Genomic DNA, 17,429 nt, shown 5'->3' with positions numbered 1-17,429 from the left:
CATGTGCCGCCCCGATGGGCGGCACAGGTTGTCGGCGGTAGGCAGGGCGTCAGCGTCGATGCCATCCGATCACCAGCTGAAGTCTGCGGCGTTGTCTTGTTTGATCAGCGCCACGTCGATGGGGATTTCCGCCGGCGCGGTGCTGGCGCCCCAATGCTTGGCGAGTCCCAGGCCGAGACCGAGACGGACCATGTCGCGGGGGTACTGGGCGGAGGTGGCGATGAACGGTGAACCGTCCTTGGCGATCTCCGCCACGGCTTCCGGGTGACCGTCGACACTGACCAGCTTGATATCCTTGCCGCTGGAGTTGATGGCGATCAGCGCGCCCAGTGAGCCGATGTCATTGACGCTGAAGAGGCCGTCGAGATCGGGATGCGCCTGGATGACGTTCTCGGTCACCGTCATGGCATGCGTGCGCTCCTGGCGACCGTTCTGCTTGTCGACGACTTCGATGTCGGGATACTCCGCCAGCGCGTCGTTGCAGCCTTCGATGCGCTCCAGAATCGGCACCACCGGGATACCGTCGAGCAGGGCGACCTGCCCCTCACCGCCGAGCTGCTCGGCGAGGTAGTCACAGGCTTTGAACCCGGCGTCGTAGTTCTTGGAGCCCACGAAGCCATCGATGGGGCCGCTGGCCTGCGCATCGATGGCAATCGTCGTGACGCCAGCTTCGCGCGCGGCCAGAACCGCCGTCTCGACGCCGACCGAATCCGCCGGGTTGAGCAGCAGAATGTCGATGCCGCGCTGGATCATGTCCTCCACATCGCTGACCTGCTTGGCGACATCGTGGCGGGCATCGGTGGTGATGACTTCGGCACCCAGGCTTTGGGCGGCACTCTCGAGCGCTTCCTGCATGGTGACGAAGTACTGATTGTTGAGTTCCTGAAAGGACATGCCGATCTTGAGTCCGTCCTCGTCGGCGACGGCGCCACCGGAGGCCAGGGTGGCCGTGCAGGCAGTGATGAGAGCGGTCTTGCGAAAACGTGCTGCGATCTCGTGAGTATTCATGGCTGGCTCCAGGATTATTCTTTCTATTTTGCCGCGTTGAAAACATGAGCTTCGTTAGCAATAAATCTTGATGTTGACGTCAACATCTAGCGGAAATTAAAAGCCAGGTTGCCAGAGTTCAACCGGAGCAAGACTAATGTCTCGATTCGTTTTACTCATTACCCAGGGCGCTGGCTTTCAATATCAATTACATATCGAAATTGCTGGGGAGAACGACCATGTCACGTATGGTCACGTTACGCGGGCGTGTCAGGATGAACATGATGGAATCCGAGACATCGGTCGGTTCGATGATGCTGCCGGACTCCTTTGCCTTGCGTAGGTTCTCTTCCGGCCAGTCGGCTAACAGGGCGCTGTTGACCGGTCCCGGCGAGACCGAGGCGACCCGGATGCCATGTTTGAAGACCTGACGGCGCACGGTCTGAACAAAGCTGGTCATGGCCCACTTGGATGAGGCGTAGACCGGCTCCCAGGGCACCGGGAAATGGCCGGCAACCGAACTCGTAACCACGATGTCGCCGGTGCCGCGCTCAATCATGTGCGGCAGCACGTTATGGACATTCTTCATGACCACGCTGACGTTGAGGCTCACCATGCGGTCGATGGCGTCCGGGTCGGCGTCGAGCAGGTCACCGCCGATGTAGCTGCCGGCGTTGGCGTGGAAGATGTCGAGCTGTCCGGCCTTGTCGAGTACCTGGTCCAGCAGGGTGGCGCAGGCCTTGGGGTCGAGCAGATCGAGCACCAGGGGAATGGCAGCGTCACCCAGCTCCTTGCAGATCGAGCCCAGCGCCGCTTCGTCTCGATCGACCAGTACCACCCGGGCGCCTGCGTCGATCAGCGCCTTGACGGTGGCCAGTCCAATGCCGGATGCCGCACCCGTGACCGCTGCTACCTTGCCTGACAAGTCGTTGCTCATTGCATCGTCTCCTGTGAACGCTGGGTGTCACATCGCTCAGGGTATTGTCCGAGCCGACTGCGACAGGGATCGCATCAGAAATGTTAACGTCAACATTTTGCGATCCTAGTCGCTTCCCGTAGGCGGCTCAATGGCGTATAGACCAATGTCTGAGGGAGACGGAGTGGTGTCAGACTTTCGTTTGATCTCGACGTTCGAATCGCCCAAAGATACCGGGCAATCTCCCTCGCCAGGTATCCGACCGCAAACGTCGTGATCGACATTCGCGACGCGATATCGATTTATCGATCATGGCAGGCACTGAACGTTAACCGATGTCAGGAGTCGACAATTTGCTCATGTCAGGCGCCAGAAATGCGCTTGTGTCAGAAAGCGAGAATGGCATTGCATCGGGAAGAAAAACGGACTTATGTCAGGAGCCGAAATTACACTCATTAACTGTGTGAAGTCTGACGAAAAGAGCCTTTTACATGAGCCGATGAGATCACCGAAAAGCCTCGTCGACGATCAAGAGAGCCGACATGAATCACTGGATTCTCCTCGGCGGGCGTCGGTCGATCGGCGACAAACGCCGCCGCCCACGGGACCAACTCGATAATCACCGCGTCGGTATGAACGACGCGCCGCTGCCGGGTGCGCTGAGGGCACTCGTGCTTGCGAAACGAGAGACGGCTAGACTGGTTTTCGCTGACGATTCGAGGGGGCGAGAATCTCGACTTTTGACACCATTCAATGAGCGGCGTGGTTTGGCGCGTCGACGAGACAGGGAGGTCAATCAATGAAAACGCTACTCATCGGTGCCACCGGTGGTATTGGCTCTCGACTTCTACCGATGCTGACGGCCAAGGGGCACGATGTCGTGGGGCTGCATCGCAGGAAGTCGCAAGCGGAGGCGATCGAGAAGGCCGGGGGGCAGGCGGTGCTCGGCGACCTCATCGAGATGTCGGTGGCGGAACTCGCCGAGGCAGCCAGCGGCTGCGACGCGATCATCTTCTCGGCCGGCGCGGCGGGGAGCGGCGCCGAGCGGACGACGGCGATCGATGGCGAGGGGCCCATCAAGGCAGTGGCCGCTGCGCGCGCGGTGGGCGTTGCTCGGCTCTATCTGGTCTCGGCTTTTCCTGAGGCGGGCCGCGGTGGTGAGCCCAAAGCGGGCTTCGAACATTACATGACGGAGAAAAAGCGTGCGGACGTCGCCGTCGCCAGTTCCGACCTCGACTGGGTCATCCTGCGGCCCGGCAAGCTTCTCGACACGGCAGGGGAGGGGCGTATCGCGCTGGGGTCGGCGCTACCCTACGGCGCCGTTGCGCGCGACAGCGTCGCCCGGGTTCTGGCGTCGCTGCTCCAGCGTCCGGCGATCTGCCGAGAAATCATGGAGCTCACGGATGGGGAGGTCGCCGTCGAAGAGGCGGTGAGCCGAATCGCGCGTTGAATCGGGTCAACGTGCTAGACGACCTGAGCCAAGTGCTGGGGCGTCCTTTGAGTCGGCAGCCCTTGCACGGTCCACGAGATACCGTCGCACGCGCAATGCGCCGCGAGCGGCGCTCGGGATGGCACGCTACAGCGAATGCTCTAGGCGTGCCGGAAAAAAAAAGACTCGTTCGGGTTGAGAGCGCAAGCGCCACCATCCAGGCCGAGTCAGGCGGTCGCAGGGAGCAACCCAAATCTTGCCTTTCGGCAGAGTATCCTCGCAGACGAGTGACCCATATCTCGATTTACCGAAGACTTATGGGTTATCGGCGAGGTGGCGTGCAGGTTAATCGACTTTGGCGTTTTTTAACCTGGATTAAGCAAGGTTAAATGTCTCTAATTCGTTCGACGGGCGTCCCGGCGCCGCGTCCGCACGCGGGCTGGAGACGGCAGGCAGAGGGCCCAGGGTGTCGCCCTGAGCGGTGGGTAGGCAGGCATGTCAGCCGTTCAGCGCAGCTGGCTGTCCTTGCTCGCGCGGCGATTGTAGCCGCTGGCATGTGTCTGGCGCTTATCCGCCGCCGCCTGACACTCGATGCAAAGCCTCACACCGGGAACGGCTTCTCGTCGCGCCTCGGGGATCGGCGCCTCGCACTCCTCGCACGCCTCCAGGCTCGGTCCGTGGTGGTAGAGGCGTTCGCGGGCTTCGCGGATGCCATCTTCCACGGTGCTGTCGATCTGATCCTGTACCGCGCCATCTTTTGCCCAGCCGCTGGCCATGATCCGTCTCCCTGGTGGCGATGCTTCAGATATGGGGTCACTGCACGTTGGGCGCAAGCCAAAGGGATTGAACCCGGGCCGCGAGGGGCCAAACAGCGCCGAAACGCCACTAAAGTCTAACTGTTGCCGCTGAGGCATTTCCGTAAATTTGTCCACGACCGGTCTGAGGCCGTTAACGGCCTAATGACGTTCCCGGCAGACGCTCACAAGGCGTCATCTCTCCTCAGGGGCCTGACATGATCACATTCATCGCATCGATCCTGCTGCTAATAGCGGGATATTTCACGTATGGCAAGTTCGTGGAGAGGGTGTTCGTCGCCGACCGCAAGCGACAGACGCCAGCCTTCACCATGCGCGACGACATCGACTACGTGCCGATGAAGCCGACGCGCAATTCGCTCATCCAGCTTCTCAACATTGCCGGCGTCGGCCCGATCTTCGGCCCGATTCTGGGCGCGCTCTACGGACCGGTAGCGTTTGTCTGGATCGTCATCGGCTGTATCTTCGCCGGTGCGGTTCACGACTATCTCACCGGGATGATCTCGATTCGCAACCACGGTGCCCATCTGCCGCAGCTGGCGGGCAAGTTCCTGGGCAAGGCCATGAAGCACGTGGTCAATGGCTTCGCGATTCTGCTGCTGCTGCTGGTGGGCACGGTGTTCGTCACGTCGCCGGCCACGCTGCTCTCCAACATGACGCCGCTGTCGCTCACGCTGGTGACTCTGGTGATCTTCGCCTACTACCTGATCGCGACGCTGCTGCCGATCGACAAGGTCATCGGGCGTATCTACCCCTACTTCGGGGCGCTACTGCTGTTCAGCGCGCTGGGTATCGGGCTGGGCATGCTCTTTACCGGCGCGCCGATTCCCGAGCTCTCTTTCCAGAACATGCATCCGGAAGGCGCGCCAATTTTCCCGCTGCTGTTCCTGACCATCTCCTGCGGGGCGCTCTCGGGCTTTCACGCGACGCAGACGCCGATCATCTCGCGGACGACGGAAAACGAAGGCAGTGGGCGCAGAATCTTCTACGGCATGATGATTACCGAAGGCGTGATCGCGATGATCTGGGCCGCGGCGGCGATGAGCCTCTTCCACGGTGAGCAGTCGCTCTCCAGCGTGCTCGCCGCGGGCGGCCCGGCGGCCGTCGTCAGCGAAGTCTCCACGCATATGCTCGGTGCGATTGGCGGAACCCTGGCGATCCTCGGGGTCATCGTGCTGCCGATCACCTCCGGCGACACGGCGTTTCGCAGCGCGCGCATGATCATCGCCGACTACCTGAAGATCGATCAGCGGCCGATCGTGCGCCGTCTCATGATCGCGGCCCCGCTGTTCGTGGTCTCCTACGCACTGACCCACATGGATTTCACGCTGCTGTGGCGCTACTTCTCCTGGGCCAACCAGACCACGGCGGTGATTGCACTGTGGGTGGCGACGATGTATCTGGTGCTGGCACGCAAGCCGCATCTGATCACCTCGATCCCGGCGGTGTTCATGACCATGGCGACCTTTACCTATCTGGCCTACGCGCCCATCGGTTTCGGTCTCTCGCTGCAGATGAGCTACGTGGCTGCCGCCATCGGTACGCTGATCTGCATCGCGCTGTTCATGAAACGGGTGCGGCGTCTCAGCGGCGGAATTTTCGCTGTCGACGAGCCGGAAGTGCCCGAGTTCCGCAACGGCCGGCCGGTGGAAACGCTCGCCGCGAGCTGAACCGACTGGTCGCCCAACGCAAACGGGCCCGCACCATTGGTGCGGGCCCGTTTCTGTTTTGCCGGTCACCAACAGCGTGTGTCGGCAGCGGCGTCAGGACGTCATCTCAACCGACCGGCCCGTCATGGCGGGCCGGCCGGCCGCGGATCAGGAGGCCTTGTAGAGCTTGTCCAGCGCCGCGTTGAGCGTCTGGCTTGGGCGCATCGCCTGACTGGTCAGTTCACGATTCGGGTGATAGTAACCCTGGATGTCGACCGGCTTGCCCTGCGCCGAGTTGAGCTCGTCGACGATCTTCTCCTCGTTCTCGCCGAGGGTCTTGGCGATCTCCTCGAACAGCGACTTCAGCTCCTGGTCCTCGGTCTGCGCGGCGAGTTCGCGCGCCCAGTAGAGTGCCAGATAGAAGTGGCTGCCGCGGTTGTCGAGGTCGCCGGTCTTGCGCTTGGGCGACTTGTCGGCGTCCAGGAACTCGCCGTTGGCACGGTCCAGCGTCGCCGCCAGTACCTTGGCGCGGGCGTTGTCGAAGGTGCTGCCCAGGTGCTCGAGCGAGGCTGCCAACGCCAGGAACTCGCCCAGCGAATCCCAGCGCAGGTGGTTCTCCTCGACCAGCTGCTGGACGTGCTTGGGCGCGGAGCCGCCGGCGCCGGTTTCGAACAGGCCGCCGCCGTTCATCAGCGGGACGATCGAAAGCATCTTGGCGCTGGTCCCCAGTTCCATGATCGGAAAGAGGTCGGTCAGGTAGTCGCGCAGCACGTTGCCGGTGACGGAGATGGTGTCTTCGCCGCGGCGAATCCGCTCCAGCGAGAAGGTCATCGCCTCGTCCGGCGCCAGGATGCGAATGTCCAGGCCGCTGGTGTCATGATCCTTGAGGTAGGTCTCGACCTTCTCGATCAGGCGGGCGTCATGGGCACGCTCGGCGTCGAGCCAGAAGATCGCCGGTGTCTGGCTTTCGCGGGCGCGGTTGACCGCCAGCTTGACCCAGTCCTTGATCGGCGCGTCCTTGGTCTGGCACATGCGCCAGATGTCGCCGGTCTCGACGTCGTGACTGAACAGTGTCTGGCCGTTCTCATCGGTGACGACGACGGTGCCATCCGCCGGAATATGGAAGGTCTTGTCGTGAGAGCCATACTCTTCGGCTTTCTGCGCCATCAGACCGACGTTGGGCACGCTGCCCATGGTGGTCGGATCGAAGGCGCCGTTCTTCTTGCAGTCCTCGATCACGGTCTGATAGATCGTCGCGTAGCAGCGATCCGGGATGACCGCCTTGGTATCGTGCAGGGCGTCGTCGGCACCCCACATCTTGCCGGAGTCACGGATCATCGCCGGCATCGAGGCGTCGATGATCACGTCACTCGGCACGTGCAGGTTGGTGATGCCCTTGTGGGAATCGACCATCGCCATTGGCGGGCGCTCCTTGTAGAGCGCGTCGATGTCCGTCTTGATCGCTTCCTGCTGTTCGCTCGGCAGCTTCTCGATCGAGCTGTAGAGATCGCCGATGCCGCTGTTGGGATTGAAGCCGGCGAGCGCCAGCGCTTCGCTATGGGTCTCGAGCACGTCTTTGTAGAACTCTTCGACCACGATGCCGAACATGATCGGGTCGGAGACCTTCATCATGGTCGCCTTCAGGTGCAGCGAGAAAAGCACGCCGTCTTTCTTGGCATCCTTGATTTCGCTGTCGATGAAGTTGCGCAGACGGCGGCTGCTCATGCAGGAAGCGTCGACGACTTCGCCTTCCAGCACGCTCAAGTTCTCCTTGAGCACGACCTCGGTGCCGTCTTTCTGCTTGAGCGCGATTTTCAGCTTGCCGGCCTTGCCGATTACGGCGGACTGCTCGCTGCCGTAGAAATCGCCGTCTTCCATGTGCGCCACATGGGAGCGCGAGTCGCTGCTCCACTCACCCATGCGGTGCGGGTATTTCTGCACGTAGTTCTTGACCGACTTCGGTGCGCGGCGATCGGAGTTGCCTTCTCGCAGCACCGGGTTGACCGCGCTGCCCTTGGCCTTGTCGTAGGCTGCCTTGATCGCTTTTTCATCGTCGTTCTGCGGCGAGTCGGGATAGTCGGGCAGCGGATAGCCCTGACCCTGCAGCTCCTTGATCGTCGCCTTCAGCTGCGGGCCGGAGGCGCTGATGTTGGGCAGTTTGATGATGTTGGCTTCCGGGGTCTTGGCGAGTTCGCCCAGCTCGGCGAGGTCGTCGCTGACGCGCTGCTCTTCGCTCAGAAGATCCGGAAACTGTGCCAGGACGCGCCCGGCGAGAGAGATGTCGCGGGTTTCGACGGTGATGCCGGCGGTCCCGGTGAACGCTTCGACGATCGGCAGCAGCGAGAAGGTGGCGAGGGCGGGCGCCTCGTCGGTCAGCGTGTAGATGATCTTCGGCGTATTGGGCATGGCGGGAATAACCTCTCTTGTCTCAGCGGTGGCGAAACTTGGCGAGTTCGTCGAATCGGCGGTGGCGATGCGTCTACCGTACGCTGACGCTTTCGACTCGCGATGAAGCCGCCGGATCGGGTTGTCGACAACTTGGCGAGCCCGAGTATATCAGCGGCGGATGACCGGCGCATTCACGCGCCGGCCGCTGTCCGTGGCGCCGGAGCGGCGCTCAGTCGAAGGTGACGATCTCGACCCAGTTGGCCTGATTGCCGACCGGGGCGTCGCTGACGTGCTCGAGCGCGCCGTCGGCGGAATCGATGCGGTAGAGCGCGGCCCGGTCGCTCAGCTCGCCGACCGCGATCAGATAGCCACCCAGAGGGTCGATCTCGAAGCCCCGCGGGCGCTCGACCGTCGGCTGGCTGGCGACGAAGCGCGCCTCACCGGTGTTGGGGTCGACATGGAGTCGGCTCAGCGTGCTGCTGGTTCGCTCGGAAAGGTAGAGGTAGCGGCCGTCCGGCGTCAGATGAAGGTCCGCAGCCCACACGCGGCGGGTCTCGTCCCCTTCGGGAATCTCCTGCTGGCGCATGCCGCGCTCGAGGCCAGCGTTCTCCGGTAACCCGTGGCAGACGCTGAGGCGGGTGAGTTCGCCGCTCTCGGCGTCAAAAGCGAAGGTGGTCACGTCCGCGGTGAATTCGCCGAGGACGTAAACGAAGCGCCCGCACGGGGAAAAGACGAAGTGTCGCGGGCCCTGCTGCGCGTCGGTGTCGACTCGCGCCGGCGTGTTGGCGGTCAGCGTGCCATCGAAGTGAAACTGGCTCAGATGGTCTTCGCCCAGACTGGTGGCGATGACGTGGCGATTGTCCGGAGAGGCTTGAATGGCGTGGGCGTTGGCACCGGTCTTTTCGGTCTGAATGGCGTCGCCCGCCACCCCGTGCTCGTCGATGGGGCTGACACTGACGCAGCTGTCACCGTAGGAGGCCGCGAGCAGATAGCGACCGCTGCGATCGACGGCGATATAGGCCATGCTGCCCGAGAGCGAGCCGCTGCCGATGGGCGCGAGGTCGCCGCTGTCGGCGTCGATTCGATAGCTCAGCACGCGGAGTGGCTCACTGCGAACCGCGGCGTAGAGATAACGCTGGTCGGGGCTGACCGCCAGAGGCATCACGTTCTTGCCGGCGTCGGTAGTGCCCAGCGACTCTAGCGTTTCCGTCTGGCGATCGAGACGGTAGCGGCCGATGGTGCCGTCACTGGCGTTGGCAATGTAGACGAGCGTGTCGCGCTCGGGCGCGGTAGACATGGTAAGGCTCTCCTTGTTGATGAGGACGGGGTGCGTTGAATCTCGGGGACCGGGCGCTCGCCCGTCCGGGATCAGGACGCCCCACGATCGCAAGCCGGCCGGTGCGGGGCTGGGCGAAGACGGCTCGTTGTAGCACCACGATAGGGGTGGCGTCGATTAACTGGGGTCACCCGCGGGGCCATCCTGGCGATTGTCGAGCATCGCGTCAGCGTCGCTTGTCGAGTTTGGCCAGCAGCAGCCCGAGAATGGCACGCTCGTCGGGGCTGGTCAGATCCTCGTCGTTGTCGATCTCGCTCTCGACCAGCTTGCGAAAGTGCTCGAGGGTGCGGCCGTCGAGATAGCTCTCCACCACGCGGGGATCGATATAGCTCGCCCTGGCAATGCTCGGCGTGTTGCCGAGTTTCCGCGCCACGTGTTCGACCGCCTGGCGCACGTTCTTTTCGCTGACCGTCTCGTCGTCGCCGACCCCCAGCTCCTCGAGTGCCAGTGCTGCCAGCGACGTGCCGGCCCAGGTCCGAAAGTCCTTGGCGCTGAAGCGCTCGCCCATCACTTCATGAATGTAGTCATTGAGGTCGTGACTATCGACGCGGACCTTGTTGCCGTCGTCGTCGAAGTACTTGAAGATTTCGTACCCCGGCACCTCGTCGAGTTCACCGACGACCTCGGCGAGCTTTTCGTCCTCTACCACACGATGCTGGTGCTGGCCGCTCTTGCCCTGGTAGTCGAAGATCAGCTCGTCGCCGTCGATGGTGAGGTGCTTGGAGCGCATGGTCGTCAGCCCGTAGGACTCGTTCTCCTGACGATAGCGCTCGCTGCCGGGGCGAAAGTAGGCGCTGTCGATGAGCCGCACCATACAGGCGAGCACCTTCTCCCGAGGCAGGCCGTCTAGCGTCATGTGCTGGCCGGTGATGCGACGCATCGGTGTGAGCCGCCCGGCGAATTCGACGATGCGGTCGAACTTGAGCGCCTCGCGCTTCTCGCGCCACTTGGCGTTGTAGACGTACTGCTTGCGCCCGGCCGAATCGCGGCCGGTGGCGTGAATGTGGTGGCGCTCGTCGAGCACGATCTCGACATCTCGCCAGGCCGGCGGAATCGCCAGTGAGGCAATCCAGTCCCGCCACGCCTTGTCCTTGAGCGTCTTGCCGTCGGCGTCGCGATAGGTAAAGCCCTTGCCGCAGCGCTTGCGCGTCACGCGGGGAGCATTCTTGGTCATGGCAAACTCCTTTTGCCTTGGCCCGAAAGCGGTGGGAAACCGCCTCAGCATAGTCCACCCGCGCCCAATGAGTGGCGAGGTCGCCGCCCATGCCGAGTTGTCGAGGTGAGGCGCAATAACCGAGCGAGAATCGCCGTTTCGGATAGACTCGAAATGAGGGTTTCAAGGAAGAAAACGATGATTGGAAGACTTCAGTGGATATGGCACCGGCTGCGCCGGTCGCTATGGTATCGCGCCACGATCTACTCGCTGGGCGGGGTAGTGACGGCACTGGTGGCCTGGCTCGCCACGCCGTGGCTGGATGTGCCTTCGATCTTGAAAGTCGGCTCAACTGCCGTCGACGACATTCTCAATATCATCGGCTCGAGCATGCTGGCGGTGACGACCTTTTCGCTCAGCGCCATGGTGACCGCCTACGGCTCGGCGACCAGCAACGTGAGCCCGCGGGCAACGCTGTTGCTGATCGAGGATCGCGTCACCCAGAACACGCTGGCAACTTTCATCGGGGCTTTTCTCTTCAGTCTGGTCGGGATCGTGGCGTTGGCGGCGGGCATCTATGACGCGGACGGTCGCACGCTGCTGTTCGGGGCCACGCTGATCGTCATCGTGCTGGTGGTCTACCAACTGATCAAGTGGGCGGGGTATCTCACCCGGCTGGGGCGGGTGAGGGACACCATTGGCAAGGTGGAGAAGGCAGCCAGCGATGCCTTCCAGAATCGGATCGACAACCCCTATCTCGGGGGACAGGCGACACCGCCGTCCCTGGCGCCGGGGCTTCAGCCGGTTCGAGGGGGCAAGATCGGCTACGTCCAGCACATCGACATGAAACGTCTCGACACCCTGGCAAGCGATAGTGACAAGGCGATCTTCGTGCGTGTGCTGCCGGGTAAGTATGTCGACGAGCAGACCGTTCTGGCCCTGAGCGCTCCCCATGACGAGGAGCGCGCAAGGACGATCGCCGCGGCGTTCACGGTTGGCCCGTCGCGGCGCTATGAGCAGGATCCGCGCTTCGGCATCATCGTGCTGGCCGAGGTCGCCTCGAAGGCACTATCGCCAGGGATCAACGACCCCGGTACGGCGATCGACGTCATTGGCTGCAGCGTCCGCGTGCTGACCCCTTGGCTGCGCCACGCGGCCGACGGTATCGATGAGGTCGAGCAACCCGCTGCCCACGTTTATGTCGACCCGCTGCGCTCCGAGGATATCTTCGATGACTTCTTTACGCCGGTGGGACGCGACGGCGCCGCTACCGTCGAGATCGGCATCCGTCTACAGAAGGCGTTGATATCGCTTGCCGCCGTGGGCGACGACAACGGGCGACGTCTCGCCCGTCACTACATGCACGAGGTGGTCGAGCGTTTCGATCACGGGCTGGTGCTGGAGGCGGACAGGCAACGGGTTCGACAGTGGCTAGACGCCTGAAAGTGTCATAAACCTATGCCTTTGAAGCCTATACTGTTCCAAAAGCGACGCTCAATTGCTCAATACCGATACGAATGTCGCAATGAGATAAAAACGCATGCGTAGGAAGATCGCCAAGATTAGAGTCGAAATTGAGCCGATACCGATCGGAACGGGCCGTCGAATGGCGCACGACGACGGCTCCCGGTGAATGCCAGGGCAGGCCGCATAAAGGGTCGCTGACAAGGCGAATCGGGACCAGGGAAACGCAAGACAATAACTAATAACAATGACCACTGACCTATCCTTGGAGGAACTAGACATGGCATACCCGCCCGCCTCGAGCGTCGTTCACCACGGCGACGCCGCTGCCCCGCAGACTCTCGGCTTTCTGCTGCTTGATGACTTCACGCTGATTTCGCTGGCGTCGACCATCGAGCCGCTACGCATGGCCAATCAGCTCGCCGGCCGCGAACTCTATCGGTGGTTCGTGCTGACGCTCGACGGGTCGCCCGTGCGTGCCAGCGACGGCATGCAGATCACCCCGGATGCCAGTGCGCACTCGGCACTTCAGCTCGACTGGCTGGTCGTCTGTGGTGGCGTCGCCCCGTTGCGCTCGGCGACACCGTCGCTGGTCACCTGGCTGCAGAGCCGGTCCCGCCGTGTACGGCGTATCGGCTCCGTGTGCACGGGTAGCTGGGCGCTTGCGCAAGCCGGCCTGCTCGACGGCTACGAAGCGAGCATTCACTGGGAGTGCCTTGCCGCGATGCAGGAAGCCTACCCGCGCGCGGCCTGGAGTACCCGTCTCTTTTCCATCGATCGTGACCGCTTCACGGCATCGGGCGGTACGGCGCCGCTCGACATGATGCTCAACCTGATCAGCCGGGATCATGGCCGAGAGCTATCGGCCGCCATCTCGGAGATGTTTATCTGCGAGCGCGTTCGCGGTGAGGAGGATCAGCAGCGCGTGCCGTTAAGGCACATGCTCGGCACCACTCAGCCCAAGCTGCTCGAAATCGTGGCGCTGATGGAAGCCAACATCGAAGAGCCGATCGAACTCGATGCGCTGGCAAGCTACGTCGGCGTCTCCCGGCGCCAGCTCGAGCGACTCTTTCAGCGCCATCTCCACGGCTCGCCGTCGCGCTACTACCTCAAGCTGCGTCTCACCCGCGCGCGCCAGCTGCTCAAGCAGACCTCGCTACCGATTATCGAGATCGCCTCGGCTTGCGGGTTCGTCTCCACGCCGCACTTCTCCAAGTGCTATCGCGAGACCTTCGGGACGCCGCCGCGCGAAGATCGGAGTGAATCGATTCGCTTCCAGCGCCTGGCGCCACTCGTAGACCCCGGGCTTCGTCCGGACTCGCTGCTGGATATCAGTAGCGCCAGTGTCGCGCTGGACCACGCCCATGGTGAACCCACCTACGCGAGTGTCGCACTGAACTAGCTGGTCACTGCCGTATCGTCGCCCGTCGTTCGATCGCTCGCTTCTCGTTGAGCGATCGGGCGGCGGGCGGCTTCGTATCGTGAGTGCCGACTCGCGTCGCGCATTCTCGATCGCTTTACAGCAATTCGTCAGATGCTTCCTCACTATCGGTCGATATTGCCTCCGTTAGGCGATCGGCGTCCCCCACGTTGCCCACTGCGACAAACCACCGCGATCCGGCTTCAGCCCCCATGAATCCTGGCAGGGGGCTGATCAGTCGCGCCTAATAATAGTTAGCACGCTCAACTTTTCGACCTGTCGGCCGTTGTTTCGCGTAGGCCGGAGGTACGTACAAAGCGTCTGTCGCGCACCGCGACGGGGCACAGGCATCTCCGGCCGCGAGCGACCCGATCTGCCGCCGGGAGGCTGGCCGCCTCCCCAGCCAGGGGCTGCCTCACGCTCGCGCCACTCACTCTTTCGCAAGGAGCCGTCGATGAACCCCTCGACGCTGATAGGTATCTTCGCCAGCGTGCTGCTTCTGGTGTGCGTTCTCTTCTTCACTGCCGAATCGCCGGACAGTTTCGTCAACCTGCCGGGGCTCGCTCTCGTCGTCACCGGCACGCTGGCGGCGACCTTCATCAGTTATCCACTCAAGGAGGTAGTGCGGGTGGTAAGGCTGGTCGGCGTGGTGTTTCAGCGCGAGAACACTTACGTCCGCGACGATATCGACGAGCTGGTGGCACTCTCTCGGCTCTGGACTAAGGGCGATGTCAGGGCGGTGGAGAACGAACTCGAATACGTGCGCAATCCGTTTCTTCGCTCGGGCGTTCAGCTGCTCATCGCCAATACCAAGGAAGACGAAATCTTCGATGTGCTGCAGTGGCGCATCACGCGGCTCAAGGCGCGCGAACAGGCGGACGCACAGATCTTCCGCACCATGGCGACGTACGCCCCGGCGTTCGGCATGATCGGCACGCTGGTGGGGCTGGTGAACATGCTCGAGGTCATCGACGCGGGCAGTCTGAACATCATCGGGCCGCGAATGGCGGTCGCGCTGCTGACCACCTTCTACGGCATTCTGCTGGCCAACCTGGTCTTCAAGCCGATCGCGGTGAAGCTCGAGCGGCGCACCGAGGAGCGCCTGATCACCATGAACATGGTGATGGAAGGGATCTCCCTGATGAGCAAGCGTCGGCTGCCGTCGTTCATCGAAGAGACGCTGAACTCCTTCATCGCCAGCTATCGCGACGAGATTCGCGATCGCAACGTCAAGCCGCGGCCTGCCGCCGGCACTTCGGCTTCGTCTGCGTCTGCGTCTTCGGCCAGCGAGGAGTAACGCCATGCGCCAGCGAGAGATGCAGCACCTATTGACGCCCCCTGCTGCCGCGGCAGAAGACGAAGGCTGGCTGACCAGCTATCTCGACGTGCTCACGCTGCTGCTGACCCTGTTCGTGCTGCTGCTGTCGCTCATCCCACGGGGCGAGACGACCGACACACAGGCCGCCAGCAGCACCGAGGCTACCGTGGTGACCCCACGAGATGCCGGACTCAAGCCGCTCAATGAGGGGCTCGAGCCGCGACTGGCGGGGCTCGACGTGGCGGGCGTCCGTGTGATGACGGGTGAGCAGGGGGTTACCCTGCGTATCGACGACGATCTGCTGTTCCCGAGCGGGCAGGCCACCCTGACCGGTGGTGGGCGCCGCGTGATCGCCGGTCTCGCCGAGGATATCCAGCACTTCGACGGTGAAATCTCGGTCGAGGGACACACAGACAGCGTACCGATCGCCACGCGCCGGTTTCCTTCCAACTGGGATCTGTCGGCGGCGCGGGCGATCGCGGTGGTGCGCTACCTCGGCGCTCAGGGCATCGATACCTCGCGGCTACGCGCGATCGGTTACGGCGACACCCGGCCCACGGCGGACAACGCCACGGCAGCGGGGCGGGCTGCCAACCGGCGCGTCGATATTCTGCTGCATCGGCAGCGGGGCGAGTGAGCGTCCCGTGTTGCCGGTGGTCACGCGCAAGCGCCGAGGGCTCGCGGCCGGGGCTGTCCACTCCAGCAGCCGCTAGCCGAACAGCCACTGTCCCCCGACCACCACCGCGCCGAAGGTCGCGACCCCCGCGGCCACCGGCAAGCCGAGCGAGCGCGTACGGCGCCAGACCAGCAGCGTGGCCACCAGCCCCAGCAGCGTGGCAAGCCAGGAGGCGGGGCTGGGATGCACCGGCATCAGCGAGACGCCCAGTACCGCGGCGATCATCAACGGCCCGAGAATGCCCAGCCACTGTGGCAGGTCATTGAGTCCCGACTCGCTATTCAGACGGCGCTGCATCCAGAGAAAAGGCACTACACGCATCAGCAGCGTGCCGAAGGCGCAGGCGAGGACGGCAACCCACAGCGTGGCACTCATGAGCCCCCCCTCCGATACGTCAACTTGACGCTGTAAAAGCACAGTGCGCCGCAGGCGGCAGCGAGCGGAATGGCAACGTTGCTCAAGCCACCCAGGGTCAACAGCAGCGCGACAGCCATGGTGCAGGAGAGGGCAAAGGCCCAGCGTCGATCGGTGAAGCGCGGTACCACCATGGCGAAAAACAGCGCAGGCAGGGCAAACGGCATGATCTCACCCAGCAGTGGCCAGCGGCGGGTCACTGCCTCGCCCGCGGTCGCGCCGATTGCCGTGCCGAGTATCCAGGCGGCCCAGGCCAGCAGCGTGGCGCCGATGAACCAGCTGAAGCGCGTGCGCGCTTCAAGCTGCGGCAGTCGGGTCAGCGCCAGGGCAAACACTTGATCGGTCAGCCCATGCATCAGCCAGGGCCAGTGGCGGCTGCGTGGCAGCAGTCCCGCGAGGTTGGGCCCGTAGACCACGTGGCGGACGTTGATCAGCAGCGTCATGGCCACCACCAGCCATAGCGGCGCGCCGGCGGTGATCATGCCCACGAAGAGAAACTGCGAGGCGCCGGCATAGATAAACGCGGAAATGGCGACCGCCTCCCAGGTCGTGAAACCCGACTGGATGGCAATCAGCCCGAAGGAGATCGAGACGGGAAGGTAGCCACCGAGTAGCGGTATCGCCTCGCGGACGCCGCGCAGCACGCCCGAGTGACGATGACGATGGGGCGCCGCCGAATCCGACCCTGATGACGTCATGAGTCACCTTCCTCGTGGCGGTGCGGGTAGACGATCGTGACCAGCAGGGTGGCGCCGTCGTCATACGCGACATAGCGGTGAGCCTGCCCGGCATCGAAGGTCAGACGCTCGCCCGGGGCCAGCGTGCCTGAGGTCTTCTGCGAACCGACGCTGACGCTGCCGGCGATCAGCTGGACGCTCTCTTCCGTGCCCGGGGTATGTGGCTCGGCATCGCGTACCGCGCCCGGCATCAGGTGCATGAGATAGACGTCCACTGCCGGTGCTCCCATGCCGCGTTCGACCAGCGTGAGTGCGACATCGTCGGTCGCGGCGGGCAAGGGAGCGTCGACGGATGTCGTTTTCGCGATGGGGGCAGTCAGGGCGCTGAACGTGACGTCGAGCTCACGGGCCAGCCGCCACAGCGTATCCAGCGTCGGATTGGCGTCACCGCGTTCGAGTCGCGACAGGCTCGACTTCGCCAGCCCTGCATCGGCGGCCAGCCGCGACAGTGTCAGCCCGCGGGCTTCTCGCAGCGTCTTGAGGTGTGCGCCGAGCGCCGAGTAGGCGCGGCCATTCACGCATTTCTCCACTGGGGTCTCTCGCGACTGTTCGATATATGGAACGTTTTAGCGCGCTTGACGTGCCGGGTCAATTGGCGACCCGGCGTGTCTTGCGTGTCGCAATGACGCCATTTTCGCTGGCGCAAAAAGAACAGTCGGCTTCGTTTTCGATCCGTGTACGCCACGGAGGGAGGGATATGCTGCCGAAACGGTCACGCCAGTCGCTT

The 17,429-nt window shown here is 63.2% G+C and carries 15 protein-coding genes; 6 read left to right on the top strand and 9 right to left on the bottom strand.

Annotated features, from left to right (window positions below):
* Positions 1-69: 69 nt before the first annotated feature.
* The gene (locus DOM41_RS10360; protein ID WP_110686793.1) at positions 70-1,008 is read right to left on the bottom strand and encodes an ABC transporter substrate-binding protein; all 939 of its coding nucleotides are present in this window, start codon (positions 1,006-1,008) and stop codon (positions 70-72) included.
* Positions 1,009-1,195: 187 nt separating this feature from the next.
* A complete protein-coding gene (locus DOM41_RS10355; RefSeq protein ID WP_110686792.1) occupies positions 1,196-1,924 on the bottom strand; it encodes an SDR family oxidoreductase in 729 nt (242 codons plus the stop codon).
* Between the two features lie 778 nt (positions 1,925-2,702).
* On the opposite strand from DOM41_RS10355, the gene DOM41_RS10350 reads away from it, so the two are divergent.
* Complete coding sequence (locus DOM41_RS10350) at positions 2,703-3,353, top strand: NAD(P)H-binding protein (protein ID WP_110686791.1); 651 nt, start codon at positions 2,703-2,705, stop codon at positions 3,351-3,353.
* 485 nt (positions 3,354-3,838) lie between these two features.
* Here the strand turns inward: DOM41_RS10350 and DOM41_RS10345 are convergent, their stop codons facing one another.
* Positions 3,839-4,108: a DksA/TraR family C4-type zinc finger protein gene (locus DOM41_RS10345; protein WP_110686790.1), complete on the bottom strand. Its 270-nt coding sequence runs from the start codon at positions 4,106-4,108 to the stop codon at positions 3,839-3,841.
* Positions 4,109-4,344: 236 nt separating this feature from the next.
* Here DOM41_RS10345 and DOM41_RS10340 point away from each other — a divergent pair, with 236 nt between their 5' ends.
* Positions 4,345-5,817 (top strand): carbon starvation CstA family protein, encoded by a 1,473-nt coding sequence (locus DOM41_RS10340; RefSeq protein ID WP_110686789.1) that lies wholly within the window; start codon positions 4,345-4,347, stop codon positions 5,815-5,817.
* A gap of 147 nt (positions 5,818-5,964) precedes the next feature.
* On the opposite strand, the gene DOM41_RS10335 is transcribed toward DOM41_RS10340, so the two are convergent.
* The 3 genes from DOM41_RS10335 to DOM41_RS10325 all read right to left on the bottom strand — a co-directional run bounded on the left by DOM41_RS10335 (position 5,965) and on the right by DOM41_RS10325 (position 10,694).
* Positions 5,965-8,202 carry an NADP-dependent isocitrate dehydrogenase gene (locus tag DOM41_RS10335; RefSeq protein ID WP_110686788.1) on the bottom strand — a complete coding sequence of 746 codons (2,238 nt, stop codon included), beginning with the start codon at positions 8,200-8,202 and terminating at the stop codon, positions 5,965-5,967.
* A gap of 211 nt (positions 8,203-8,413) precedes the next feature.
* Entirely contained in the window at positions 8,414-9,481 is a 1,068-nt protein-coding gene (locus tag DOM41_RS10330) for a lactonase family protein (protein WP_110686787.1), read from the bottom strand.
* 205 nt (positions 9,482-9,686) lie between these two features.
* Complete coding sequence (locus DOM41_RS10325; RefSeq protein WP_110686786.1) at positions 9,687-10,694, bottom strand: DNA topoisomerase IB; 1,008 nt, start codon at positions 10,692-10,694, stop codon at positions 9,687-9,689.
* A gap of 177 nt (positions 10,695-10,871) precedes the next feature.
* Between DOM41_RS10325 and DOM41_RS10320 the strand changes: the two genes are divergently transcribed.
* The 4 genes from DOM41_RS10320 (at position 10,872) to DOM41_RS10305 (ending at position 15,512) form a co-directional block, all read left to right on the top strand.
* Positions 10,872-12,116 carry a DUF2254 domain-containing protein gene (locus DOM41_RS10320; RefSeq protein WP_110686785.1) on the top strand — a complete coding sequence of 415 codons (1,245 nt, stop codon included), beginning with the start codon at positions 10,872-10,874 and terminating at the stop codon, positions 12,114-12,116.
* Positions 12,117-12,417: 301 nt separating this feature from the next.
* Positions 12,418-13,539, top strand: a complete 1,122-nt coding sequence (gene gbdR, locus DOM41_RS10315; protein ID WP_110686784.1) for a choline metabolism transcriptional regulator GbdR — start codon at positions 12,418-12,420, stop codon at positions 13,537-13,539.
* Positions 13,540-14,011: 472 nt separating this feature from the next.
* Positions 14,012-14,854 (top strand): motility protein A, encoded by an 843-nt coding sequence (locus DOM41_RS10310; RefSeq protein ID WP_110686783.1) that lies wholly within the window; start codon positions 14,012-14,014, stop codon positions 14,852-14,854.
* Positions 14,855-14,858: 4 nt separating this feature from the next.
* Positions 14,859-15,512 carry an OmpA/MotB family protein gene (locus tag DOM41_RS10305; RefSeq protein WP_110686782.1) on the top strand — a complete coding sequence of 218 codons (654 nt, stop codon included), beginning with the start codon at positions 14,859-14,861 and terminating at the stop codon, positions 15,510-15,512.
* 72 nt (positions 15,513-15,584) lie between these two features.
* Here DOM41_RS10305 and DOM41_RS10300 read toward each other — a convergent pair whose 3' ends face one another.
* Genes DOM41_RS10300 through DOM41_RS10290 form a run of 3 tightly spaced genes read right to left on the bottom strand, consistent with a single transcriptional unit; the run spans position 15,585 to position 17,220 of the window.
* Positions 15,585-15,926, bottom strand: coding sequence for an AzlD domain-containing protein (locus DOM41_RS10300; protein ID WP_110686781.1), 342 nt, complete (start codon positions 15,924-15,926; stop codon positions 15,585-15,587).
* A complete protein-coding gene (locus tag DOM41_RS10295; RefSeq protein ID WP_110686780.1) occupies positions 15,923-16,663 on the bottom strand; it encodes an AzlC family ABC transporter permease in 741 nt (246 codons plus the stop codon). Before DOM41_RS10295 ends, DOM41_RS10300 begins: the two co-directional genes overlap by 4 nt.
* Complete coding sequence (locus DOM41_RS10290; protein ID WP_110686779.1) at positions 16,660-17,220, bottom strand: helix-turn-helix domain-containing protein; 561 nt, start codon at positions 17,218-17,220, stop codon at positions 16,660-16,662. The genes DOM41_RS10295 and DOM41_RS10290 overlap by 4 nt, the downstream gene beginning before the upstream one ends.
* Positions 17,221-17,429 lie beyond the last annotated feature (209 nt).

The organism is Salinicola aestuarinus (assembly GCF_003206645.1).
In the GTDB taxonomy this organism is placed as follows: domain Bacteria; phylum Pseudomonadota; class Gammaproteobacteria; order Pseudomonadales; family Halomonadaceae; genus Salinicola; species Salinicola aestuarinus.
Note: the sequence above shows the minus strand (reverse complement) of the source record. Positions and strands in the feature narration are given on the sequence as shown.